Origin of the sequence: Bifidobacterium xylocopae, assembly GCF_003315615.1 — a bacterium.
GTDB classification, from domain to species: Bacteria; Actinomycetota; Actinomycetes; order Actinomycetales; family Bifidobacteriaceae; genus Bombiscardovia; species Bombiscardovia xylocopae.
On sequence record NZ_PDCH01000005.1, the window covers coordinates 1 to 24125 of the forward strand.

Here is a 24125-nt window from a genome sequence, read left to right on the forward strand (position 1 = left end):
GGCGGTGAGGGTGGGGTGATGGTGGTGTGGGTGCCGGCCGTGTTGGCGGGGCCCTTGGTGGGGGAGAGGGTGAAGCCGTCTACGGTTTCACTGGCGGGTACTCCGCCGCGGAGGAGTGGGTTGGTCTGTGCGGGGTCAGCGTGGGCGGGACGGGCTGTTAGCAGACCCCCCCCCCCCAGGATAATCATGGATATGAGAGCTGTGAGAGCATTCACGGTATGGCAGCGGCGCATGTAACCCCTCCGGTCGGGCTATGGCGTTCGCGCACGCCATAGCCCGGCGAAATCGTTTTGTTTCCATCCCGGAGCCTACGGTTCCCCAGCCAGATGCTTCGGATTTTTCCAATAGATAGTCACCATGTTAACAGCAGGTGCCGGCCGGACCGTTGAAATGACGACACGTGTGCGCTTTGGGGCCAGGAAGGGGCGAAGCCCGGGCGGTGCGGCTAGAATTGGCATACGGGCCGTGCCCTTGGGTGCGCGGCAGGAACCAAGGAGGCTTACGATGGGTGATTTGAACTTAGGGGACGGACTGCGCAAGGTGATGCTGGCGGGTATCGGCGCCCTGGCCACTGGTATGGAGAAAGGCCAGGAAATCGTGGACCAGCTGGTCGAGAAGGGCGAGCTGACAGTCAACCAGGGTAAGGAGCTCAACACCGAGCTCAAGCGTAAGGCCGACGCCAAACGACAGGAAGCCAAGGATGCTCGTGCCAGCAGGCCGGGCGCGGGCGCGGATGGAGCCGGAAGCGCCAAGGCCGAGGCTGAGAATCATCCTGCGTCCCCGATCCCGACCCCTACACCTGGCACTGTCTACAACATAAAGACCGAGGACTGAGCCGGGCCTTTCGCTGGCCGGATGACACGGACCCGGGCGTGGCCCGCAAGTCCGGACGGGCGTGCGGGTGTCAGTCATATCGGACAGCAGAAAGCCGAAAGGGGTAGGGCGGATGGACAGCACCGATACGGACGCGGCAGGTTCCGGCCACGCCGATTCCGACCCTGCCCGGATGGAATCCGTGTGGACCGGCTCCGCCCGGACCGAATCTTCGCAGGTCCCCCCTGCCAGGCCCGGTACCAGTCAGGGCAATCCCCCTCACAGCGGATCGGGGCCGGCAGCAGGATCCGGCACTGCTTCCCCCGCCGTTTCCAGGCAAAGCCAGTTTCACGCCCGGGGGGCCGCCAGCCGGCCGGAACCCACGATCGGGCTCTTCGGGTTGAGTGGGCAGGGTCCGGACCATGAAGTGGACGGGTACCGGCCCACCAGGCGGGCGCGGATGAAGCGTCTGCACCAGATCGCGCGGATCGCGGCCCACTTCGATGCCTTGCACGGGCTCACGCCGGTGACCATGCGGCTCATGTTCGAAGCCCTGGGGCCCACCTTCGTCAAGATGGGGCAGATCCTGTCCATGCGCTCGGAGATCCTTCCCGATGCTTTTTGCCACGAGCTCTCCAAGCTGCGTGCCGATGCCGATCCCATCCCTTATGCCACGGTCATGGATACGCTGGCACAGGAGTACGACCGGCCGCTTGAGCGGATCTTCGCCTCCATTGACCCCACGCCGCTGGGTTCCGCCTCCCTGGCCCAGGTGCACCGGGCGCGGCTGGTGACCGGCGAGGACGTGGCCGTCAAGGTGCAACGGCCGGGCGTGCGCGAGACCATGGTGCAGGACATCGACATCATGCGCACCTTCGTCAAGTGGGCCGGGCGGGTGGCGCCCAAGCGGGCTCAGGTGGTGGACATCAAGGGCGTGGTCGAGGAGCTCTGGCAGACCTTCCAGACCGAGACCAATTTCGTGGCCGAGGCACATAATCTGGAGGAATTCAAGCAATTTTGCCGGCCCTACGCCTATATCGACTGCCCCAAGCCGTACCTGGACCTATGCACCGAGCATGTGGTGGTCATGGACTATGTCGAGGGCATTTCGGTCTCCAAGCCCGGACGATTGGTGGCCGCAGGCTATGACCTGGGCGAGATCGGCACCAAGCTGGTTGACAACTATGCCACGCAGATCCTGGATGCCGGCTTTTTCCATGCCGACCCCCACCCGGGGAACATCATCATCCGCGATGGCCGGATAGTCCTCATAGACCTGGGTATGGTGGGGCGGTTGGATGCCAAGACCCGAGCCGTCCTGCAGGACATGATCTTCGCCGTGGGCAAGGAGGATTCGCCGGCCCTGGCCGAGGGGCTGCTGCGCTTCACCGGCACCGCCGAGACGCGGCCCGACGACTATTCCACGCTGCTCAGCGATCTGGATGCGATCGTGCAGGAATATGGCAAGGTGGACCTGGCCGACCTGGACATCGCCGAATACATCAGTTCGATCATGCTCCTGGCCCAGAGGCACAACATCAAGGTGCCCAGTTCGGTGACCATGGTCGCCCGCTGTCTGGTCACGCTCGAAGGCCTGCTCGACGAATTCCTCCCCAATGCGAACATGGTGCAGATCATCACCCAGCATGTCACTTCCTCGGTGAGCATGGGTGACCGGCTCAAGCAGGGTGGCAGGAAGCTTGGTCTGGAGTCCGACCTGGCCGTCCACGGGCTGTTGGGGGCCCTGGCTGAGTCGCGCACCGCCGCCCGCATGCTCACACGCGGACAGCTACGGGCCAATGTGCAGATCGTCGGCTCCGAGGAGCCCCTGCGCCAACTGTCCGACATGGTCAACCGTCTGGCTATGGCCCTGATTGTGGTGGGGCTCTATGTCGGCTCCTCGATTGTCTACTTCGCCCGGATCAAGCCATTCTTCTTTGGCATCCCCCTGGTCGGGCTCTTGGGCTACGTGGTGGCTTTCATCCTCTCCGCCTGGATCGTCCTCGACATCCTGCTCAAGAACCGTGCCTCCAAACGCCGCCAGACCAGGCACAAGTCCAGCTGAGCGGCACACAGGGGCCCAGGGGCTTGCGTATGGGGGGGGGGGGTATGACCCGTCTTTTGGCTAGGATAAGTGGGCGGAGGTGCGCGATGGGGAGTATACGGCGGGTGGCCAAGGTCGGGGAAGCGCTGATAGGAGCCGGACTGGCCGCAGGGGCGGCTGGTGTCTGGGCGCTGGCACCGCGGGGCGATTCACTGCGCAGGCTGCAGTGCGCCAGCGAGATGCCTGTGGCCCACTATGCCCATCGCGGTCTGCATGATGCCGGATCGGGGATTGAGTCCGATCGGACCCGGGCCGGAGCGGATGAACGCGCATATGTGGAGGCAGCCCGAAGGGCCGCCCGGAACGAGGACGGGCACCGACATGCGGGTGCGCACGCGGCGGGTGGGCATTCGGGTGTCTGGCCTGAGGCGATCACGCAACAGGTGGCGGCAGTCGGATCGGGTCCCTCCGACATCTCCGTCGCCCCCGAGAACTCGCTCCCTGCTTTCGCGGCGGCCTGCCGGCTGGGGTACGGCATCGAATTGGATGTGCGTCTGAGCAGGGACAGGCAGGTGGTGGTTGTCCACGACGACGACCTCAATCGGGTGGCCGCGGACGGGCGGAAGGTGGCCGATCTGACCTACGAGGAACTGTGCCGGATACCGATCGCTTCCGGGCCGGGTGAAGGCGGATCGGTGGAGGCCGGGGGAGGGAGGGGCCGCCACGCCAAACGGTCCGAGGTCATCCATGTCCCCCTACTGGCGGACGTGCTGGAACTCGTGGCCGGGCGGGTGCCCCTGATTGTGGAGTACAAGATGGGCCGGGAACTGGACCGGGAGCTCATGGAGCGGGCCGACGTCCTCCTGGCCGCCTATGAGGGGCCTTATGTGATTGAATCCTTCAATCCCCTGGCCCTGGCCTGGTACCGGCGTCACCGCCCTTCGGTCCTCCGGGGGCAGCTGGCGGCGCCATACCATGGGCGCGTGCGGTCGGGCTCCGACCTGTTGGAGGCGGCGGCCGGCGCTCTCCTGCTCAACTGGCTGGGCCGGCCTGATTTCATGGCCTATGAGTGGCACGGCGGGCGCAGCCTGCCCATGCGCCTATTCCGGGCCTTGGGCGGCACCCCGGTGGCTTGGACCGTGCGCTCGCGCCAGGCCGAGCGAGAGGCGGCGTCCTCCTTCGACCTGTGCATCTTCGAGTCCTACCTGCCCGCCGTCACGTATTGAATCGGCCGCCGCAGGAGGGACTGTTGACGGGCGACATCCCCCGGGTGAGGTCTGGGCGTGGAGCCGCTCTGCATACGCCGCAAAGGCGGGACGGAGGTCTGCGCCTGCCGGTTCTTATGGACCTGGATCGATGCGGGCCGGTCTGTGCGGCCTGTACCCGGGGGAGCGCAGCGTTTGTCCTATGGATAATGCACACAATATCCACACATTCCCTTTACATTCGCCTGCGGCATGTTGACTTCCGCCCCTGTCTATAGTGAAGCTACTCCTTGAGGGTGTACGGGCCAACCAAACGTCGCTATAAGGCTGGGCGAAGATGAGTTTTCATTCGGGTGTACGGGTCGTCAAGGGCGGTATGCGCGCGCTCCATGGGGATGGAACGGGCATGGGGGGCCGTTTCCGTATGCTGCGGGCCGGCTTCGGCAAGCTCTACCGGTATGTCACCCTCTCGTTCCCCCCGAGCCTGGCCCGGATCCTGCTCCTGTGCTGTGCAGCCCTGTGGGGTGGCTCCTATCTGATGGCCAAGGTCGCCATCAGTGCAATCAGTCCGCAATGGCTCATGTTCCTACGGATGTCGGGCGCCTGCCTGCTCATGCTCGCCGCCTTCCACAAGCGGATCCTGCCCCATCTGAAGCCTTCGGTCATCCTGCCCTCGCTGGCCATCGGGGGGACCTACTACCTGCACATGTGCCTGCAGACCATAGCGCTCAGGGACGAGGAACCCGGCCGCAGCGCCTTCCTGACCGCTTCCTACTGCGTCCTGACGCCGTTCGCCATCTGGGCCATCTTCCGCCATCGGCCCCGTATGGTGAACATCATCGCCGCACTTGTCTGCCTGGTCGGAGTCGGATTCGTGGCCCTGAAACCCGGGTCGGCCTCGCTGTCCCTGTCGGGGGCGGATGTGATGACGCTGGGTTGCGCCCTGGCCTACGCTTTCAATCTGGCCCTGATGGCGCACTTCGCCCGTTCGTTCTCGCCGCTGTCCATGACCTTCATGCAGTTCGCGGTGGCCGGTGCCTGCTTCCTGGTCGGCGCCCTGCTCACCGAACCCGCGCCTTCGGCCGCCTGGTTCAGGACACCGGTTATCCTGAGCTTCCTCTACCTGGTTCTGTGCGCCACCTTCGCTGCGCAGATCATGCAGAACGTCGGGCTGGCACACGTGGCTGCGGGGACCGCTTCTATCATACTGTGCACGGAATCCCTGTTCTCAGTAGGTTTCTCCGCGATATTCATGGGTGAACGCATCACCACCACCTCCCTGATCGGGTTCGTGCTGATCTTCAGCGCCATCCTCTTGTCGGTCGTGCACTTCGGCCATCGTGTGCCCAAGCCGGTCCCCAAGCCCCAGGTCGTCTCCGTCAGCTGAGACGCGACGGAATCGTCCTCCTTAGAGATGGGGCCCCCGGATCGATGCCGAGTCGATTCGGGGGCCCCGAGCCTGAGCGTGTGTATGCTCAGTCGATGACGCCGTAGAGACGGTCGCCGGCGTCGCCCAGGCCGGGGACGATGTAGGCGTGGTCGTTGAGCTTCTCGTCGACCGCGCAGACCACGACCTTCAGGTTGATCTTGGGGTCCATCTCGGCTTTCAGCCGTTCCAGGCCCTCGGGAGCGGCCAGGATGTTGATCGAGGTCACGTCCTTGGCGCCGCGTTCGGCCAGGTAGTTGGTCGCGGCAATCAGGGTGCCACCGGTGGCCAGCATGGGGTCCAGCAGGAAGCACTGGCGGCCGGAGAGGTCCTCGGGCAGGCGGTTGGCGTAGGTGATGATGTCGAGCGTGTTCTCGTCGCGCTTCATGCCCAGGAAGCCGACCTCGGCGGTGGGCAGAAGGCGGGTCATGCCGTCAAGCATGCCCAGTCCGGCGCGCAGGACCGGCACGACCATCGGACGAGGGGAGGCCAGCTTTTTGCCGATCATCGGCGCTACGGGGGTCTCAATAGCGGCATCCTCGATATCGAGGTTGCGGGTGGCTTCATAGGCCTCGAGCATGACCAGCTCGCTGGTCAGCTCTCGGAAGGTGTTGGAGGGGGTCTTCTTGTCCCGCAGTACGGTGAGCTTGTGCTCGATGAGCGGGTGCTGTAATACGTGGAGTTCCATGCCTCCAAGCCTAGCGCAAGGTGGGGCCTCGGCTTTGCGGGCGTTCCCGCATACAGTGAGCCCCGGCCGGGATCCGCATGGGATGTACCTGCCGGGGCTGGGGGCTGACGGTTACTCTTCGCCGCCGCGCTCGTAATATTCGGAAGAGCAGACCTCACCGACGATTGAGAAACGGCCGTCCTGGTAGGTGAGCTTGGTCACCGTGGCGTTGTCCGGGTCCGAGAAGTCGGCGTGGTGGTCCACCACATACAGGAACTGGCGGATGCTCAGGCCGGAGCTTATCACCAGTACGTTGCCGCCGCCGTCCTCCACGGTCTTGCGGGCGATGCGGGTCATGGCCGCGTTCATGCGATCCTGCACCTGCGCCGATGATTCCGCCCGGTCCTTCGGGTCAAGATCGGTCTTGAGCGTGTCCGCCCGGTCCATTTCGTACAGGGCGTCCTGGATGTCCAGATGGACCTTGCTGCCTCTGTCGGCCTCGCCCTCGGCCATGGTCGTGTAACCCATGTGTTCTATCGCGGCCTGCATGGAGCCGGAGGTGCTGTGGCCTTCGAACGAGCCGAAGTTGTCCTCGCGCAGGTCGGGGTCCATCTGGATGGAAACCCCCTGGTTGCCCGAACCATCCAGCACCCCGCGGGCTGTCTGGTAGTGCCGGGGGAGGGTGCCGCAATAGGCGGCGGTGAAGTCGATCCCACGCATGCCCCGGCCGAGGCGGCGGATGATGCCGCGCCCTACCTGGGTTACCGGGAAATCGGACCAACCCTGCATGATGTCCATGATGTTGGAGGTGGTCTGCGTGTGGCGTGCCAGGTAGATCGTCACCGGCCGCTGCATGCCTTCGTCGCTCATCGTTCAGTCCTCCGTCTTCTTCGCCGCCGCGAGTTTCCTGGTGCTCCTGATCTTGCGCTCCTCGTGGACGGTCACGATGATCTGCAGCAGGAAGGAGCAGGCAATGGCCCCATACAGGAGTGCGAATGTATCGTTCCAGCCGTGGAAGACATGGCCGAACATGGTGATGCCGGAAGCGGTGGAATCGGCGATCCGGGCAAGGACCAGCTTGCCGGTGGAGTCGCCGAGCAGGTAGGCGAAGGCGCCCAGGATGCCCCCGGCCAGGGCGGCGGCTTTCTTCGGCACGACCGCGAACTGCGAAATGGCGATCAGCACCTGCGGTCCGAAAGCGAACATGCCCAGGAAGAAGAGGGAGACCATGACCGTCATCGGGGTCTTGGCGAACTGGTAGGCCACCAGCGGGATAGGTGCCAGGCCCAGATCGATCAGGGACACCAGGCCGGGGCGGCCACCGAAGGCGTCGGAGATGGCGCCCCAGATGATGCAGCCGATCATAGAGCCCATGCCGAAGTAGAAGATGGCCTGGGCGCCGACCTCATTGGAGAAGCCCAGCTGCTCGGTCACGCGCAAGGAGGACCAGTTGTCGATGCCGACCCTCAGTACGTAGGCGAACACATCGGAGAAGCACAGGACCCAGACCAGCGGGTTGGCCAGCAGGTACTTGCGGAACAGCTCCCAGGTGGAGTCGTTGCTGGATTCCTGGTCCTCGGCTTTCGGCGGCTCGTCGAAGATCTCCTCGGCGGTGCCCCAGCCGAGGTCCTCGGGCCGGTTCTTGCCTACGAAGAAGCAGACGAACGCGACGACGAACGCCACGAGCGCGGGGGCGATGAACATGCCGTACACATGGCCATGGAAGAAGGTCTGTGCGCACCACAGGGAGAAGATACCGGCCAGACCGCCGCCGATGTTATGGGAGGCGGACCAGGCGCCGTAATAGCGCCCGTAGTTCTTGGATGTCGTCCAGTTCAGGATGGTGCCGGCGCAGGCGGGTCCCGCCGCACATTGGATGACGCCGTTCACTGCCCACAGGGAGAGCAGCCAGCCGAAGGGCACCTGGCTCATGGTGAGCAGGAAGCCCACGCACATGACCACCACGGAGGCTGCCAGGAGCATGATCGAGGCGACCTTCTTGTTGTCCTTGTTGGTCACGATGTAACCGACGACGATTTTGCCTAAGCCGTATGCCACGGAGAAGGCGAAGCCCACCAGGCCCAGCTGCTGGGTGGTCAGGCCCATCTGCTGCTTCAGCAGCGGCTGCGCGGCCTTGAAATCGTCGCGCACGAAGTACATGGTGCTGTAGAGCAAGGTCACCATGATGAACGGCTTCATGAATTCCTTGAACCAGGCCTTGCGCTGGTCGGAGAGAGGCAGGTCCACTTTGGGGACATGCTTCTCGAAAGCCAGACTGAATGTGTATTTGGACACGGCGGTTGACCTCCTTGTAGAGCCGCAGCTTGGAGCGCTGACCGGTTCCGTGATGAACAGGCGCCCCCGATGCGGGGCAATCTCCCTCTCGATTGCAACCGCAACGATTCCGCATGTTTTCGCCATAGTAGGCATTACGCAGCAAGTCAGCAGGCTTAATAATAGCGCTTGCACACCGAGGGTCAAATCAGGGGATAGGCAGGTCGACGTACAGGAACGAAGGGTGATGGCGGAAGCGCGTGAATTCCCGTCGCCTCATCGCGGCATGCGAATCCATGTGTATTTTTTTTGGGGGGGGGGTCTCGCCAAGATAAGGCAAGACGAATGAAAACGCCGGACCGCGAAAGCGCCTGTCGGCGCAAACGCCGCTCGAAGCGGCAACAAACGGAGCCCGGGGCTTAAGCACGGCCCGACGCACATCCCATATTACTGCCCCCGGGCCTCCGGTTGCCAGGTATGGCCGATTTTTCGCTCAGCGCCAGCCCTCCGGGCGTGTCCAACCGGTGGGTGGCGTGGTGGCGGGGGTGGAATGGTGCATCTGGGCCTGGAGCACCCGTGTCAATTGAGACCGGGGTGTTTAAGCGGATGACTGTCGGCGTTCGCAACCGCTGTTGTGGGGCCTGCTACTCCAACCGGCCCTGCCGCCAGAGGAGGGCGGCCTTGGCGAAATCCTTGGCTGTGGCGGTCAGGGCCGAGACGGTCTTGCGGGCGGCCGCCTGGTTCTTGCCGGCCTGACCCGCGTCCTGTGAGGCCTGCAGGTGCTGGACGGCTTGTGGGGCCTGTTCGAAGGTGGGGATACCGGCCTTAAGCCCCCGGGCGATAACCTCGCAGAAGGCGGCTGCGCGGTCCAGGGCCAGCGCGAAATCACCAGTGAAGGCACCTGAGAGGATGGAATCGGCCGTGCGTGCCATGGCGGCGGCATCAGGGGCCGCATCCACGCCGGCGATGGCGGACGCAGCGGTGTCACGGGGCTCGCCGATTCGCCACAGCTCGCTGATCGCGTGGCCCTGGCGGCGCATCCAGCTGCGCAACAGGTAAAGTCTCCAGAGGATGCCGGGCAGGGTGTCGGGGGCGGCGTCGGACCAGAGTTCGGCCACAATGTCCACGCCCTCGCGGTCTACCAGAGTCACCACCCGCCGTACCACCTCCGGGTCGGTCGTGTGATGGACTTTATCAAGTAAAGAGGCCGCGGATACGTGGCTCATCTCGCTGACCTGCTGCGGGTCAGCGCCGCCGGAGATCTGCTCGATGACCGCCGGGTCCAACTGTCCAGGCCGTGAAGGGCGGGAGGGGCCGGAGGACACAAAGCCCGAGCGGGAGGAAAGGATGGAAGAGGAATCGAAGCTGTTAGTAGACAATGGGTATCGCCTTCTGTATATCGATGATGCTGGGGCCTTCCCGCCCCTGAACGAAGTGGAGGGCCAGGGCTGTGCCGGTGGGCATGTACGGGGAGCGCTTGGCCAGGAGGCGAGCCACGGACTTGGATGCGCACAGGCCGCGCAGGTGGTCGAAGACGCCGCCCAGGACTGGCCGGTGCATACACACCAGTGTAGTGGAGCGCCGGTTCAGGCAATCCTCCATCAGCGCATCCAGCCAGGCGTAGGCCAGCCCTGGTTCGTCGGCGAAGGCCGTCTCGGTCAGGCAGGCAGCCTCCTCGATCGGCTGTCCGGTCTCGGACGCATACGGGCGCACGGTCTGCAGGCAGCGGGTCCAGGGTGAGGAGAAGAGGGTATCCGGAGCCCAGCAGGCCAGTTCCCTGTTGAGGGCATAGGCGGCGGCGGCACCCCGGGGGGTGAGGGGACGTTGGGCGTCGTCCCCGCTCCACTCCTTGCGGGCCACGGATTTGCCGTGTCGCACGATAATCAGTGTCGCACCGGTCAGCGCCCCCTGCTTGGCCCGCTCCACGAACAGGTCCAGGATCTGCCGGTCGGAGGCGTGGGTGAGCCGTTTGCGGGCCTTCTTGACACTGACCCATGCCACCTCATCCACCTCGTCCGGGTCCGGGGAACCCACGCGTCCGATCACGGCCTTGAGGCGGTCCGCGCGCTCCTCACCGGCCAGGCCGGCCATCCAATAGACGATGTGCTTGCGCCTCCCATTGCCCCGGGAGGTCCGATGGCCGCCTTCGCTTGACAGTGGGTATTCGGCCTCGCCCAGGTAAGGGCCCATGCGAATCACGCGTCCGGTCTCCTCGCCGACTTCGCGGGCCGCCGCATGGGCATGGGTCTCATGGGGCTCGAGCTTGCCTTTGGGCCACGACCAGTCGTCGTATTTGGGTCGGTGGACCATGCACAGGCGTACCTGACCCAGCAGGTCGTGCGGGTCCGTGCCGGGCTTGGGGGCTTCATCCACCTGGCCCCGTCCTTGCCCCTGCCAGCGGTAGAGTATGGCGCCGGCCGCTTCGACTGTAGCGCTCATGGTGTTCCCCCTCCTATGCCCGGTGGCCCGGTCAGTGGCGCCGGCCGCCCCGTGAATGCCTGTCGATCAGGAATTCCTGGCAGTCGGTCAGCGGTCGGCCTTGGTCGTCGCGTGAGTGGCGCACATAGGAGCCGTCCGCCTGCATGTGCCAGGAGGAGGTGGAGTCGGCCATCTGCAGGTCGATGTACTTGATCAGCGTTTCCACTTCCTCGGGGGCCGATATGCGTACCAGGGCCTCCACGCGTCTGTCCAGGTTCCGGTGCATCAGATCGGCCGAACCGATCCACACCTCCGGTCCTGAGATGGGGCCTTCGCCGATTTGCGGGCCCTGGGAGTTGGCGAAGGCGAAGACCCGGGAGTGTTCCAGGAACCGTCCCAGGATCGAGCGTACGCGGATGTTTTCGCTCAGTCCCGGCACTCCGGGTTTCAGGGAGCAGATGCCGCGTTCGACGATGTCCACCTTGACGCCGGCCTGGCTGGCCCGGTAGAGCGCGTCGATGGTCTGCTCGTCCACGATTGAATTGACCTTTATCTTGATCCAAGCCTCGTGGCCGGCGCGGGCGGCCTGCTCCTCGCGCCGGATGCGCGCGATCAACCCTGTGCGTACGGTGCGTGGGGCCACCAGGAGGCGGTGGAAGCTGGATTTGGGTGCATAGCCGGACAGCTGGTTGAACAGGCGGGTCAGGTCCTGGCCGACCACAGGGTCGCAGGTCAGGAGACCGAGATCAGTATAGGAACGGGCGGTCTTGGGGTTGTAATTGCCGGTGCCCACATGGCAGTATCGTCTGAGGCCGTCGCTTTCCTGCCGCACCACCAGTGAGAGCTTGCAGTGGGTCTTGAGCCCGACGATGCCGTAGACCACATGCACGCCGGCACGCTCCAGCTTTCGGGCCCAGGCGATGTTGGCCTCCTCATCGAATCGCGCCTTGATCTCCACAAGGACCAGGACCTGCTTGCCGGCGTGGGCCGCGTCCACCAGCGCGTCGATGATCGGCGAGTTGCCGGAGGTGCGGTAGAGGGTCTGTTTGATGGCCAGCACGCGCGGGTCGGCCGCCGCCTGCGCCAGGAAGGCCTGGACGGATGTGGAGAAGGAGTCGTAGGGGTGGTGCAGGAGTATGTCACCCTCGCGGATGGAGGCGAAGATGTCCTGGGCGCGGCTGGACTCCACCTGTGCGATCTGCCGGTTGGTGGTGGGGATGAAAGGCCGGAATTTCAGGTCGGGCCGGTCTATGGACTGGAGCTCATAGAGCACGGTCATGTCCAAGGGGGCGGGCAGGCGGTAGACCTCGTCGTTGGACACGCGCAGCTTGCCGGCCAGCAGCTGGGAGAGGAAGGGGGATGCCGTGTCGGAGATCTCCAGGCGGATGGGCGGACCGAAACGGCGCTGGAGGAGTTCCTTCTCCATGGCGTTCAGCAGGTTCTCGGCATCGTCTTCCTCCACGTCGATGTCTTCGTTGCGGGTCAGGCGGAAGGAACGGGCCTCTTTGATCCGCATGCCCGGGAAGAGGGACTCCAGGTGGGCGATGACCAGGTTCTCCATGGTGATGAAGCCGTAGCGCTCTTCGCGTGCCTCCTCGTCGGTCAGGTCGTCGACCGCCACCAGTCGGGGCATGTTGTCCGGGATCTTGACCCGCGCGAAGTGGGTCTTGCCGGAAGTGGGGTTCTCCACCAGGACCGCGAGGTTGAGCGAATTACCGGAAATATAGGGGAATGGATGGGCGGGGTCCACGGCCAGCGGGGTCAGGACCGGGAAGACCTGCCGGTGGAAGAAGCGGGAAAGCCGCTCCTGCTCGCCTGCGGTCAGCTGGCTCCACTTGAGTAGGACGATATGCTCGGCGGCCAGGGCCGGCAGGATCGTGTCAATCGCATAGTGGGCGTGTTCGGATTGGAGCTTGTGGGCCTGCTCTGAGATTGCGCGCAGCTGCTGGCGGGGGCTCAGACCGCTGGCGGCGGGCACGGCGATACCTGTGTCGACACGGCGCTTCAGGCCGGCGACGCGTACCATGAAGAACTCATCCAGATTGGAAGCGAAGATCGCTGCGAAATTCGCCCGCTCCAACAGGGGGATGGACTCGTCCTGGGCCATCTGGAGCACGCGCTTGTTGAACTTGAGCCAGGAGATCTCCCGGTCGAAATAGCGGTCCTCGGGCAGGGGCCCGGCGTCGTCGGGCACGACCTGGTGGCGGTCGGGCTTCTCGCTCTCCGCTATATGCTCGGCGATTTGGCGTTTGAGGATCGCCTTGGTGGGCGCGTCGAATTTCTGAACCATAGTACCGTACTGTATGCGCTGGGCCGACGGCTTGCAAACACAAGAAAACGGCCCCTTCAGGGGCCGTTTCCACAAGGCTCGTATTCCAAAGCGGAACTCTTCACAACTTCATCGTTGCGACGGTAAGCACCTGTTCTTCACACGCCCGTCCAACGTATTGATCTTTGTGACCATACACTTTTGTGGGCTTCCGCTCTGTTCAATTCGACCTTGTGCTTCCTATTATCGCAGGCTTCTGACGCTTGGCAAGCGGGCTGTGGGCTTTGAAGGGCTGCGGTGCACAAGTGTGCGCTCGTGTGCGTTCGGACAGGACTGGCTTGGCTTGTTGTGCGTTTGGGGCCGGCGGGTGTGCGGACTTGTCGCTTTGGGGTGGCTCGGTCCAGTGGAATGGCTCCATTCGAGGCGTGTCGCGGTTTAATCCACGTTTGACCACATTGTCGGAGGGGTTTGGTGCTTATGTGGTTGGACGGGTGTAATCGGAGCATGAGCTATGCAAAGCATGAAAGCCGGCTGGGTTCGAGGCGGGATGGGCGTGCGGCGGTGGGGGGCCGTGGGGTCGCCTCCCGCCGCCCGCCCCGGCACCTGCTCTATGAGGACAGGAAGCGAAGGGTTACGCAGGCGATGGCCGCTGGTGATGGGGATAGACCGGGAAACAGCGGAAGGCAGGCCGCTGGATCGGCGGTGGTCTTCCTCTCGGCTTGCGGTGGGGCGGGGCTGTCGACCTGTCTGGCCCTGTGCGCCAAGACGCTGGCCGGACGGGGGCATGCTTGCGCGATTGTGGATGCCGACCGTGCTGCCGGTGGCATGGATGTGCTACTGGGCTTGGAATCTGACCCGGGCCTGCGCTTGAGCGAGTTGGAGGCGCCGCTGGGACGGATGGACCCGGGCGCTTTGGAACACGAGCTGCCCAAGTGGGAGGGCATGGCTGTGCTGAGCTCGGACCCCTGGACGGGGCCTGCTCCCCAGGCCTGGGACCTGGACGCGGCCCTTCGGGCGCTGGAGGAGGGGGCCGAGCTCGTGCTGGTGGATGGGGCCGATGGGCGCGGTCTGGACGAGTTGGAGTCCTTGGCGGGGCAGCCCCGCCTGGTCCTGGCTGAGATGACCGTGCTGGGTTTGGCACGCACCCGGGCCCTTCTGGCCCGTTTGGGCGCCGACCCGGTCGTCGGTGGACATGCTGACGGCCGCACCCTCCTGGTCGGTCTCGTGCCGCGTGGGATGCGACGTCCGCCGCCTGTCGACCGCGCCGAGGCCGAAGGCTTCCTGGGGCGACCCCTGGCGGCCGTTTTCAGACCTGACGGCGGTCTGGCTGCGAGCATCATGAACGGGCTGGGTGTGGATCGCATACCCAGGTCCTACCGCAAACCGTTGGAGGGTCTGGCCGATCGGATTGAGGAAGCGGCTGGACTCGAACCGGTGGGGAAGGGGCGGGCATGAGAGCGGTTGCGGAGGGCCTCCGGTCGGACGCTGGGCTTGCCTTCGGCTATCTGCGTGAGTTGGCCGAGGACCCGAAAGTGACCGACATCGCGGTAACGGGGGATGGGCGCGTCTGGGCGGATGCGGGTGCGGGGATGAAGGAGCGCCGGATCCATCCGGGTTTCACCGGGCCTGCCATGGTGCGTGAGTACGCGGTGCAATTGAGCTCACAGCTGGGCAGGCGTTTGGACGATTCCTGCCCCATCGCCGACGCTTCCACCGTCGGGGGGATTCGTATCCATGCGGTCATCCCGCCGCTCGTGGCCGAGGGCGCTTCCATATCCATCCGTCTGCCTGACCGGGCGCGGCCGGGGCTTGTCGCCCTTGCGGCGGCCGGCCTGTGTCCGGCCCCCTGGGTTGGTGTGCTCAAGAACCTGGTCGCCGGACAGGCGACGCTGATGGTCACCGGGGGTACAGGTGCCGGGAAGACCACCCTGCTCAAGGCCCTGCTGGGTGAATGCCGGACCGATGAGCGAATTGTGTCGGTGGAGGAGGTACGGGAACTGGGGGCGCTTCCAGGCCATGGAGATCACGTGTCCCTGGCAGCGCGCGAGGCAAATGTGGAGGGGGCCGGGGCCGTCGGCCTGCCCGAGCTCATCAAGGCCACGCTGCGGATGCGGCCCGACAGAATCATCCTGGGCGAATGCCGGGGTGAAGAGGTGGCGGACCTGTTGCGTGCCTTCAACTCCGGGCACCATGGAGGAATGGTCACCCTCCACGCGGACGGGGTGGGTCGGGTGCCCTCCCGCCTGGCCACGCTGGGGCTCCTGGCCGGACTGGACCCGCGGGCGCTCGCAGCGTTGACCGAAGGCGCCTTCGATGCCGTCATCCACCTGGAGCGTTCAGGCGGCCGCCGTAGGATCGCCCAGATAGGTCTGCTGGGTCTGGATGGCCAAGGACGATTGACGGGGCGGCCCGTCTGCACCTGGGATGGGTCCAGTGCCCCCCGATATGGGGATCTATGGCCCATGTTCGCCGACCGCTGGGGAATCACCGGGGTCGTCCCTTCCGCTGTCGCTGAAGGTTCGCCGGGTTTGGCCGCCCTGGCCCGGGCACCCGGTGTCGCCCGTCGGACCGGCCCGCCGCCGCGGCCGCTTGAGGCCACCGGGGGTCGCGCTGTCCGGACGGGTGCCGCAGGTTCGGTTTTCGGTGCACCGATTCGTCGCAGGCCGGTACATGCGGCGGGGGGCATATGATGACATCCATGGCCCCCTCCTCTTTCTGGGCGGCTGTCTGGGCCGCCCTGGCAGTGCTCCTTGCTTGGCCGCATTCTTCCTCCGCTTCCCGTCTCAGAGCCTTCGGGGCCCGCCGCGGCGGTGAGCTGACCCGTATTGGCATAGCGGCGGTCATCTCTTCACTTTCCGCATATATGCGCAACGGTGGGACTCTCGTCGGTGCCTTCGAGGAGCAGGCCGGCCGGACGTTCGCCACCCGCCGGGTCAGCTACGGGCGTGTCAGATCCATGCTGGAAGCCCGACGCATGCCCAAGGAGACCGTGAGCCAGGTGTCTTCGGTCGCTTACGCCTTGGAGGTCTCCTGCTGCTTGAGCGAGCGCCTGGGGTGTCAAGCCTCCCGTTGCCTTGATGCAGTCGGCGCGTCCTATCGTCGGATGGACCGATTGGCCCGGGCGCGTGGAGCAGCCTTCGCCATGCCCAAGGCCACCGTCAAACTTCTGTCGGCCCTGCCTGTGCTCACGCTGGTTTTAGGATCCCTTCTGGGCGCTCACCCCTTGGCCTTCCTGCTCAAACCGGGCGCGGGCAGCATCTGCCTGCTCCTGGGTGTGGCCTGCTATCTGCTGGGACTGCTGTGGATGCGGGCCTTGCTCAAAGACATGGATGAGCAGGCGGGTGAATGACATGACGACGGTGCTAAATGCGCTCGCCGCCCTGTTGACCGCTTGTGCGGTGGACCTGTTGCTGCGGCGGCCGGCTCGTTCCTTGGCAGGGTTGAACCCGGCTGCCGGGGATCAGGACATGCCCCTGACCCTCCTCTTGGAGATGCTGGCCGTGTGCGTGCGCCAGGGAGCCTCCGTCCCCCACGCCTTGGAGAGGATTGGCTCGGTGGTCCAGGCCGACCTGGGTGAACCCATGGCCGGCGTCGCCCGCCTGCTCAACCAAGGGACCGACTGGTACTCGGCGTGGGCCCAGGCTTGCTCCCATCCTCGCTATGGGCATCGGTTCCGGATCATGAGTGACTGCCTGGAGCCCTCCTGGCGGCATGGGATATCGCCCCTGGGCCGGATCGAGACCACAATCGAACAGGTGGACCAGGCTCAGCGACGGCGGCTGGACGAGGCTTCCGCCGCTTTGGCCGTCAAAATCCTCCTGCCGACCGGCCTGTGCATCCTCCCGGCCTTCATCCTGATCGGCGTCCTGCCATGCATCGCGGCCTTCGCCGGGGGGCTGTCCATCTGACCATGACTGTGTGAGGCTCGCCGCTCCCATCCGATTTCGGAGCTGGGGAAACTTATCCACATACGGCACGTTTGACCACATGCCTTCGCTGGGCTTCGATCCCCGACCGTTCGGCGGCAGAGTGGGATCACCGGATGGGACGGCTGGAATGAAGGGCGTCAGTCCGGGAACGGAGGCCGTACGGTCCTCCGTGGAAGTGGTCGGAGACGACCGAATACAGAGAAAATACAGAAAGCACGGTGTTCATCATGACTGTCATGCAATTCATCCCATCGGCGATTGCGACCCGGCCGTCCGAGGTTCTGACTCCCTCCCAGGAGGTCGAAAGCCCGGGCCGTTCCGTGGGATTATTCGGTTCTGGCCGGCGGTTCATGGCACGGGTGGCCCGACGTGCATGGAAGGTTGTCGGCCGCTTGCGTCGCTCATCGGCAAAGGCGGCCACGCGAGCCGTGTGCGAGATCGGGTCAAGAGTGCGTAAATTGGCCGTCGAGCCTGAGTCGGGAGCCGCCACGGCAGAATATGCGGTGGTCCTTATCGCAGCCACCGCTTTCGCCGGACTCCTCCTGGCCATCATGAAATCGGGTACGGTCCGTTCCCTCCTGCTGGCCCTGGTCCAGCGAGCCCTCAATGTGGCTTGATCATGCCGGGGCCTCACGGCGGAGTGGACGCCCCGAGCCGGCTCCTATCCTGGGCTGGGTCACGCTTGCGGGGTTGGTCTGGTTCCTGCGTCCACTGGCTTCGCCGCCAGGATCCAGGCGCCGTGACAGCCGAGTTCGCGGTGATTCTTCCTGCGGTCGTAGCGGTGGCTGCCCTGTTGCTGGGGCTCACACAGGCGGTCTGCGTATCGATGAGCTGCCAGGACGCGGCCCGAAACGCGGCTCGGGAGGTCGTCGTCCACCGGGGCGAGGGCGATCCGGCAGGGGTGGCCCAGCAGGTGGCCGGAACGGGGGCGGCCACCTCCCTCGAACGGTCCGGTCAACAGGTGAGGGTCTCCGTGACCTGTCCGGTAATCTCGACCCCCCTGGGCGTCCTTCCGGGGCGGGTGTCGGGCTCAGCGGTGGCGATGCTCAATGAGTGACGCACATCGTCCCGGCACCATCCGTCCGCGCATCCCAGGTCGTTCCGATTCCGGATCAGGCACGGCCATGGGTGTCATGCTGGTGGCCATAGTGGCCCTGGGGCTGGCCTTGACCGCTGTGTTGGGCAACATCCTGGTCTGTCAGTCCCGGGCCAGGACAGCCGCCGACGCGGCCGCTCTGGCCGCCGCCTCCGCCCTGGACGAAGGGTCTGACGCACCCTGCGCCCAGGCTGCTACGGTGGCGTCAGGGAACAAGGCCAGCCTCTCTTCCTGCCTGGTCGAGGGGGCGGATGTGAGGGTGCGGGCCCAGGTGGATACCCAGGTGCCCTTCGCGCCGCAGGCCGTCAAAGAGGCCAGGGCTGGCCCGCGGGACTGCCCGTGATGGCCGGTGGAGCAGCGTCCCCTTCAGGCCCTCAGCCGGGGACGTTGGCCCGTGTCGCAAGAAATGGATACCGTAGAACCATGGCATTAGCACTGTATCGCCGCTACCGGCCGGACACCTTTGATGGGGTAATCGGCCAGAAGCAGGTCACCGTCCCCCTTTCCCGCGCCCTCGACGGGGGGAAGCTGACCCACGCCTACCTGTTCTCGGGACCGCGCGGCTGCGGCAAGACCTCCAGTGCGCGTATCTTCGCCCGCGGCATCAACTGCGTCAAAGGCCCCACCAGCCATCCCTGCGGTGAATGCGACAGCTGTCGTGACCTGGCCACCGGCGGGCCGGGTTCGATAGACGTGGTGGAAATCGATGCGGCCAGCCACAACGGTGTCGACGACGCCCGCGAACTGCGGGAGCGTGCAGGGTTCGCGCCCGTGCGTGACCGATACAAGATCTTCATCCTGGACGAGGCCCATATGGTCACCCAGCAAGGATTCAACGCCCTGCTGAAAATCGTGGAGGAGCCGCCGGAGCATGTCATGTTCATCTTCGCCACCACGGAGCCCGAAAAGGTCATCTCCACCATCCGGTCCCGTACCCACCATTACCCCTTCCGTTTGGTCCCGCAGGAAGTGATGGGCCCCTATCTGGAGCAGATCTGCAAGGATGAGAAAATCGAGACCGAACCCGGTGTACTCAAACTGGCCATGCGGGCCGGCGGTGGTTCGGTGCGCGACACCCTCTCGGTCCTTGACCAGCTCATGGTCGGCGCCGACGAAGGCACGATCAGCTACGATTCGGCCGTGGCGCTCCTGGGCTACACCCCGGAGGCGCTGATCGGCGATGCCTTCGACGCCATGATCGACAGGGACGGCCCCAAACTCTACGACGTGATTCAGAAAGTCCTGGTCGGGGGCTTCGAACCAAAGCGCTTCGTCGAGGACCTCCTGCAGCGGGCGCGTGATCTGATCGTCATGGACCTGGCCGGTCAGCGGGCCGAAAGTGTGCTGAAAGATGATGCAGGGGCCGAGAACCCCGGTGATCTGAAACGGCAGGCCCAGGCCCTGGGTATGGGCAGGCTGACCAGGATAGCGGACATCCTCGATGAGGGGCTGGCTTCGATGTCAGGGGCCATATCGCCGAGGATGCGGCTGGAACTCCTGGCCGCCCGACTCCTGGTGCCGGACTCCGGGGCGGCGCCCGCCGCAGGCGCGGGTGTTTCGAGTGCGCATGGCGCATCCTCCTCCGGCACACCCGCACGTAGGGGTTTCATCGCGGCGGGCAAGGTGGGATCAGCGGGAGCCAATCGACCGGTTTCATCACAGCCGGCCGCCCCGGTTCAGACCGGTGCCCAGTCGCAGCAGGAGGTGCCGAAGCAGACTGCCGTAGGTCCTACTCCGTCCGCGTCCATGGGCGCGGAAGAACAAGCCGCCGTTTCGGGCCGGCCCCCGGCTTCCGCCGCCGAAGAGCAGGACGGGCGGAGTGTGGACCAGCGCTGGGATGCGGTGGTCAAGGGCCTGCCTGATGGGGTGAAGGAATATGTCGGCCGGGACAAGGTGCCCACGGTTGCTTTGGGGCGCAATGCCAAAGGGCGGGCTGTCCTGTCCATGACCTTCGACCAGCCCCTGAGTCAACATGCTTTCGCGCTCGCTGTCGCCTCCCAGACGGTGGACGGTGAGAACAAGGTGCCCAAGATCGTGATGCTGCGTGCCCGGCAGGAGTTCGGGGCCGATACGATGATCGCCCCTTCGGGTGTGGCGGCCAACGGTGAGAAAGTCGAGTCGGTGGCCCGGATGAGCCCCGAGCGTCGTTCCGAAGTCAAGAAGCAGATCGCCTTGGCCCGCGCCAACCTGTCCGCCTTGAACCTGGGCGCAGGTGTGGCCCCACACACGGCTAGCGATCAAACCGGCCAGTCCCGTGCCCGCAGCCCGCAGCATTCCGGCGATGGCGCTTCCGGGACAGCCGAGTCCGCCGGCGACGCATCCGATTCGGACGACCATCATGCCGATCCATCGGGCCCGGCATTCGAGCAGCAGGACACCGTCCGGTCGACAGCACCGGCGGAGTCGGATGTGGATGCTCCCGCAACAGGTGCCCCGGTGGAAGATGCGTCTCCCCTGCCGGCGGCTGGGTTCGCCTCGACCGAATCCTACGTCAAGCCCGATGACCTCGACGATAACGACCCTTGGGCCCATCCGACCCCGCAGACCGTGAACCTGGGCCCACAGCCGGGTGCCGAAGGCAGGCAGTCCGAGGCCCAGGAGGAGGCGGCAGCCGAACGCAAGGTCCGCAAGATGGGCCTGCCGGATCTCAGCGATGGGGAGGATCCCTGGGCGCACCCCCAGGCGCCCACAGGTCAGGGGCGGCCTCCACAGGGCGGATCCGCCGTGGACACCGCAGCTGCCGATATTGGTGCCGGCACGGTTGCTGACCGGACTGCAGCCGATACCCGGACAGTCCAAGAGCGGCAGTCCCAGGCAAGGGTGACCGAGGGTCCGGCGGTCCGGACTCAGCCCATGGAGGATGACACTGCTTCCCAGGCGCCTGAGGTGGATAATGGAGGCTTCGGGCCGGCATCAACCGAGCCTGCGCGACCCGAGGTGCCCCCCGAGGACGATGAGTATTCCCTCGATGATGCCCGGCAGGGTGAGGATTCGTTGATGGGACCCAAGGAGCTGGCTCAGATGTTCGACGTCAAGCAGGTTGAGGATCTGGCGGCGGACAATCCGGAGAACCCCCTCAATGCCGGCCGGCGAAAGCGGCAGCAAGGATTTGATGAGTAATGGCAGTGTCCTATGACGGAGCGATTCAGCAGCTGATCGACGCCTTCGCGCGCCTGCCGGGCATCGGCCCGAAAGGCGCACAACGCATCGCCTTCTACATCCTGGGCGCAGACGAGCGCGAGACCCAGGAGTTGGCGGACGCGATCGTCGCCGCAAAGGCCAAAGTGCGCTTCTGCGAGATATGCGGAAACGTGTGCGAGACCAGCCCCTGCCCCATATGCGAGGATCCCCGCCGTGACCGGTCTATCATCTGCGTGGTGGAGGAGCCCAAGGATGTGATGAGCATAGAACGCACCCGCGAGTACCGGGGCCTGTACCACGTGCTGGGCGGGGCGATCAACCCGATGGCGAACGTCGCCCCCTCGGATCTGCGTATTCCCGGCCTTTTGGATCGGCTGAGATCCGATGAGGTCAAGGAGGTCATCATGGCCCTGGATCCCAACATCGAGGGCGAGGCCACCACCACGTACCTAGGCCGTCTCCTGGGGCCGCTCGACATCAAACTCACCCGCCTGGCCTCCGGTCTGCCGGTGGGCTCCGACCTGGAGTATGCAGATGAGGTGACCCTGGGCCGCGCCTTGACGGGCCGCAGCGAGGTGTGAGAGCAAGGCCGGGGTGGGGATTCCGGCCTCCGGGAGAGAGCGGTCAGGAGGGAATCCCCGATGGGAACCAACGCCAATAACACCAATGGCATCAACACTGGGCATGCTGCCGCTGTACCCGGGCATGCACGGCCCACCGCCTACGAGCTGATCGACTCCCGGCCGTTGACAGGCCACCAGAAATCCATCATCGGTCTGGCCATCGCCGGCAACATCTCCGAGTTCTTCGACATGTTCCTGATTGGTTTTGTGGTATCCCTGCTCACCTCCGCCTGGCATCTGACCGGCACTGCTGTAGGCGTCATCCTGGCCTGTTCGGGCCTGGGTACGGTCGCCGGCTCAATCCTGTGGGGGCGCCTGGCCGACCGTTACGGTCGCAAGCGAACCTTCTGCTGGTGCGTGCTCTGCTTCGTGGCCTTCACTGTGGTTTCCGCTTTCCTGCCGGACGGGGCCTGGGTGCCGCTGGCTGTCCTGCGCGTGGGAGTGGGTGTCGGCGTAGGTGGGCTGAACGTCGTGTCCATTCCATACGTGCAGGAGTTCATGCCCGCCAAGCAACGCGGCATGCTCTCCGGCCTGGCTTCCGTGTTCATCCCCATGGGCCTGCTGCTGGGATCGGTCGCACAGTCGCTCATTGGCGGCAATTGGCGGATCCTGGTGGCCTTGGGCGCCCTGCCGGTCTTTCTGCTTGTCTGGTTGGCGGCTGTACCGGAGTCGCCCCGTTTTTGCCAGTCAGTCGGTCGCGACGACCAGGCTCGCAGCGCACTTGCCTGGGCTTTGGAGTTGCCTGCCGACGAGCTGGGCGCCCTGCCTGAAGTCAGGGAGGAGGGCACAGTGTCTTACGCCATGCTGCTCTCGAATCATCTGAAACCTGTAGTGGTCATCTCCCTGGGCACCTTTTGTTTTGTTCTTGGCTCATCCGCCATCCAAACCTGGGGCCAGACCCTGATGAAGGACGGGTTCGGCTTCTCCACCCGGATGGTCGCCTACCTCTTTATGGGCGTATCCCTGGTGGACTGCCTGGGCCGCTTCGCCTCCGCTTGGCTGGCCGACCTGATCGGGCGCCGACGGACCGTGTTCATGTTCGGCGTCATCGCAGCAGCCAGCTGCTTCTATGCCGCCCGCTTCCACTCCAACGGCTGGCAGTTCTATGCCGCCGTGCTCGTCATCATGGCTTTTGCGGACGGGGTTTTCGGCATCCTCAATGCCTTCGGCGGCGAGCAGTTCCCCAATGATGTGCGTTCCACCGGCCTGGGCCTGGGGTATGGGATCGGCGCCAGTGCCAAGATCGTCAGCCCCATTCTGATGGGTGCCTTGGTCGGTGGCGGCTACGTGTCCACCAACATCGACCTCTCGGTCATCTCCAAGGCCTTCACCTTTTTCGGCGCTTGCCTGCTGATCGGTGCCGTCATTTATCTTTTCGCCCGCGAAACCAAGGGCAAGGACCTGGAAAGTCTGTAACCCGCGTGCGCTTCCCCCCCCCCCCCCGTTTTGGATACCAGGATCACCAACCGGGGTGGCGGGTGGCCGCTCGTCCGCGAGCTCTTGAATTAGACTGGGGGCATGACTACTTCTTCGCAGGAAGCCCGGCGGCAGCTGGACCGGATCGTGGCGTTGGGATACCCGGATGTGGCGGACCTGTCCGCGGCGGCTTTTCGTTCCCTGGCCCAACCGCTTATCAGCGCCCTGGAACAAGTGGAGCTGGGTGAGAAAATCCTGCTGGTGCCCACCCGCGAACTCGTCACCCCGGAGTCCTTGATCGCCCGTACTTCGATCGGTCGTATGGCCGGCTTCACGACCATGCCCCCACGCGACATCGCATCCTTCCTGCCCCAGGACGGCTTCGAACCGCCGGAAGGCCCCTTCTACATCGTGGTCGAGCCCCACACCGGCACCCGTTACACCAACCGCGAACCCGATGTGGCCCGAAAGCTCATCGACTCCGACGACCATCTCCCGCTCACCCTGGAGGAGGGCCTGGCAATCGCCACCCAGCATCCGGATTGGCTGGTCAAAAAGAACGGTTTCAACCTTCTGGGCTCGCGCTCGGCTGACGGCCGGGTCCCTAGCATCTGGATGAGCCAGAACGCCCCCCGTCTGGGTGCGGTCTGGCCCAACTCCCGCCATACTTGGCTGGGCAACGCCTTCTGCCAGACCCGCCGTGGCGTCTCCCTCTTCCGCTAGCCTGCCGCCCTCGATCCCAAGCCCGGCCACCCTGTGCAGGGGTGGGTGCTGGCGAGACGATCAGTCCCTCCGGGGAAACCG

The 24125-nt window shown here is 65.1% G+C and carries 21 protein-coding genes and 1 pseudogene; 15 read left to right on the forward strand and 7 right to left on the reverse strand.

The features are described 5' to 3' along the window. The coding region (locus CRD59_RS08155) for a hypothetical protein (RefSeq protein ID WP_236632698.1) at positions 1 to 188 on the reverse strand (188 nt) is incomplete at its 3' end. Positions 189 to 504: 316 nt separating this feature from the next. Here CRD59_RS08155 and CRD59_RS03405 point away from each other — a divergent pair. From CRD59_RS03405 to CRD59_RS03420, 4 genes are all read left to right on the forward strand, one after another. Continuing rightward, on the forward strand, positions 505 to 834 hold the full coding sequence (locus tag CRD59_RS03405; protein WP_113853202.1) for a phasin family protein: 330 nt from the start codon (positions 505 to 507) through the stop codon (positions 832 to 834). 172 nt (positions 835 to 1006) lie between these two features. Beyond that, a complete protein-coding gene (locus tag CRD59_RS03410) occupies positions 1007 to 2878 on the forward strand; it encodes an ABC1 kinase family protein (RefSeq protein ID WP_113853271.1) in 1872 nt (623 codons plus the stop codon). 86 nt (positions 2879 to 2964) lie between these two features. Continuing rightward, positions 2965 to 4083 carry a glycerophosphodiester phosphodiesterase family protein gene (locus CRD59_RS03415; protein ID WP_113853203.1) on the forward strand — a complete coding sequence of 373 codons (1119 nt, stop codon included), beginning with the start codon at positions 2965 to 2967 and terminating at the stop codon, positions 4081 to 4083. Positions 4084 to 4399: 316 nt separating this feature from the next. After that, a complete protein-coding gene (locus CRD59_RS03420; protein WP_236632700.1) occupies positions 4400 to 5449 on the forward strand; it encodes a DMT family transporter in 1050 nt (349 codons plus the stop codon). Positions 5450 to 5537: 88 nt separating this feature from the next. On the opposite strand, the gene upp is transcribed toward CRD59_RS03420, so the two are convergent. The 6 genes from upp to CRD59_RS03450 all read right to left on the reverse strand — a co-directional run bounded on the left by upp (position 5538) and on the right by CRD59_RS03450 (position 13137). Continuing rightward, entirely contained in the window at positions 5538 to 6176 is a 639-nt protein-coding gene (gene upp / locus CRD59_RS03425) for a uracil phosphoribosyltransferase (RefSeq protein ID WP_113853204.1), read from the reverse strand. A gap of 111 nt (positions 6177 to 6287) precedes the next feature. Continuing rightward, positions 6288 to 7025, reverse strand: a complete 738-nt coding sequence (locus CRD59_RS03430; protein ID WP_113853205.1) for a histidine phosphatase family protein — start codon at positions 7023 to 7025, stop codon at positions 6288 to 6290. A gap of 3 nt (positions 7026 to 7028) precedes the next feature. Continuing rightward, a complete protein-coding gene (gene uhpT, locus CRD59_RS03435) occupies positions 7029 to 8450 on the reverse strand; it encodes a hexose-6-phosphate:phosphate antiporter (RefSeq protein ID WP_201736540.1) in 1422 nt (473 codons plus the stop codon). Positions 8451 to 9073: 623 nt separating this feature from the next. Then, positions 9074 to 9808, reverse strand: a complete 735-nt coding sequence (locus tag CRD59_RS03440) for a thymidine phosphorylase (protein WP_113853207.1) — start codon at positions 9806 to 9808, stop codon at positions 9074 to 9076. Then, positions 9798 to 10868: an NUDIX hydrolase gene (locus CRD59_RS03445; RefSeq protein WP_113853208.1), complete on the reverse strand. Its 1071-nt coding sequence runs from the start codon at positions 10866 to 10868 to the stop codon at positions 9798 to 9800. The genes CRD59_RS03440 and CRD59_RS03445 overlap by 11 nt, the downstream gene beginning before the upstream one ends. Positions 10869 to 10899: 31 nt before the next feature. Beyond that, complete coding sequence (locus CRD59_RS03450; protein WP_113853209.1) at positions 10900 to 13137, reverse strand: RNA degradosome polyphosphate kinase; 2238 nt, start codon at positions 13135 to 13137, stop codon at positions 10900 to 10902. A 483-nt stretch (positions 13138 to 13620) separates the two neighbouring features. On the opposite strand from CRD59_RS03450, the gene CRD59_RS03455 reads away from it, so the two are divergent. The 11 genes and pseudogenes from CRD59_RS03455 (at position 13621) to CRD59_RS03505 (ending at position 24044) form a co-directional block, all read left to right on the forward strand. Further along, complete coding sequence (locus CRD59_RS03455) at positions 13621 to 14571, forward strand: hypothetical protein (RefSeq protein WP_127920933.1); 951 nt, start codon at positions 13621 to 13623, stop codon at positions 14569 to 14571. Continuing rightward, positions 14568 to 15602 (forward strand): annotated as a pseudogene (locus tag CRD59_RS03460) (CpaF family protein); the annotation flags it as partial. The gene CRD59_RS03455 and the pseudogene CRD59_RS03460, both read left to right, overlap by 4 nt. Before the next feature lie 212 nt (positions 15603 to 15814). After that, positions 15815 to 16465 (forward strand): pilus assembly protein, encoded by a 651-nt coding sequence (locus CRD59_RS03465; RefSeq protein ID WP_201736541.1) that lies wholly within the window; start codon positions 15815 to 15817, stop codon positions 16463 to 16465. Position 16466: 1 nt separating this feature from the next. Then, the gene (locus CRD59_RS03470) at positions 16467 to 17024 is read left to right on the forward strand and encodes a type II secretion system F family protein (RefSeq protein ID WP_161522269.1); all 558 of its coding nucleotides are present in this window, start codon (positions 16467 to 16469) and stop codon (positions 17022 to 17024) included. Between the two features lie 248 nt (positions 17025 to 17272). Then, entirely contained in the window at positions 17273 to 17662 is a 390-nt protein-coding gene (locus tag CRD59_RS03475) for a DUF4244 domain-containing protein (protein ID WP_236632701.1), read from the forward strand. Between the two features lie 122 nt (positions 17663 to 17784). Then, entirely contained in the window at positions 17785 to 18102 is a 318-nt protein-coding gene (locus tag CRD59_RS03480; protein WP_236632702.1) for a TadE family type IV pilus minor pilin, read from the forward strand. Continuing rightward, positions 18095 to 18484 (forward strand): Rv3654c family TadE-like protein, encoded by a 390-nt coding sequence (locus tag CRD59_RS03485; protein ID WP_113853215.1) that lies wholly within the window; start codon positions 18095 to 18097, stop codon positions 18482 to 18484. Before CRD59_RS03480 ends, CRD59_RS03485 begins: the two co-directional genes overlap by 8 nt. Before the next feature lie 80 nt (positions 18485 to 18564). Then, positions 18565 to 21261, forward strand: coding sequence for a DNA polymerase III subunit gamma/tau (gene dnaX, locus CRD59_RS03490; protein ID WP_113853216.1), 2697 nt, complete (start codon positions 18565 to 18567; stop codon positions 21259 to 21261). Next, entirely contained in the window at positions 21261 to 21863 is a 603-nt protein-coding gene (gene recR / locus CRD59_RS03495; protein ID WP_113853217.1) for a recombination mediator RecR, read from the forward strand. Before dnaX ends, recR begins: the two co-directional genes overlap by 1 nt. Positions 21864 to 21923: 60 nt before the next feature. Beyond that, a complete protein-coding gene (locus tag CRD59_RS03500; RefSeq protein WP_113853218.1) occupies positions 21924 to 23321 on the forward strand; it encodes an MFS transporter in 1398 nt (465 codons plus the stop codon). A 102-nt stretch (positions 23322 to 23423) separates the two neighbouring features. Continuing rightward, positions 23424 to 24044, forward strand: a complete 621-nt coding sequence (locus CRD59_RS03505; protein WP_113853219.1) for a DUF5701 family protein — start codon at positions 23424 to 23426, stop codon at positions 24042 to 24044. Positions 24045 to 24125 lie beyond the last annotated feature (81 nt).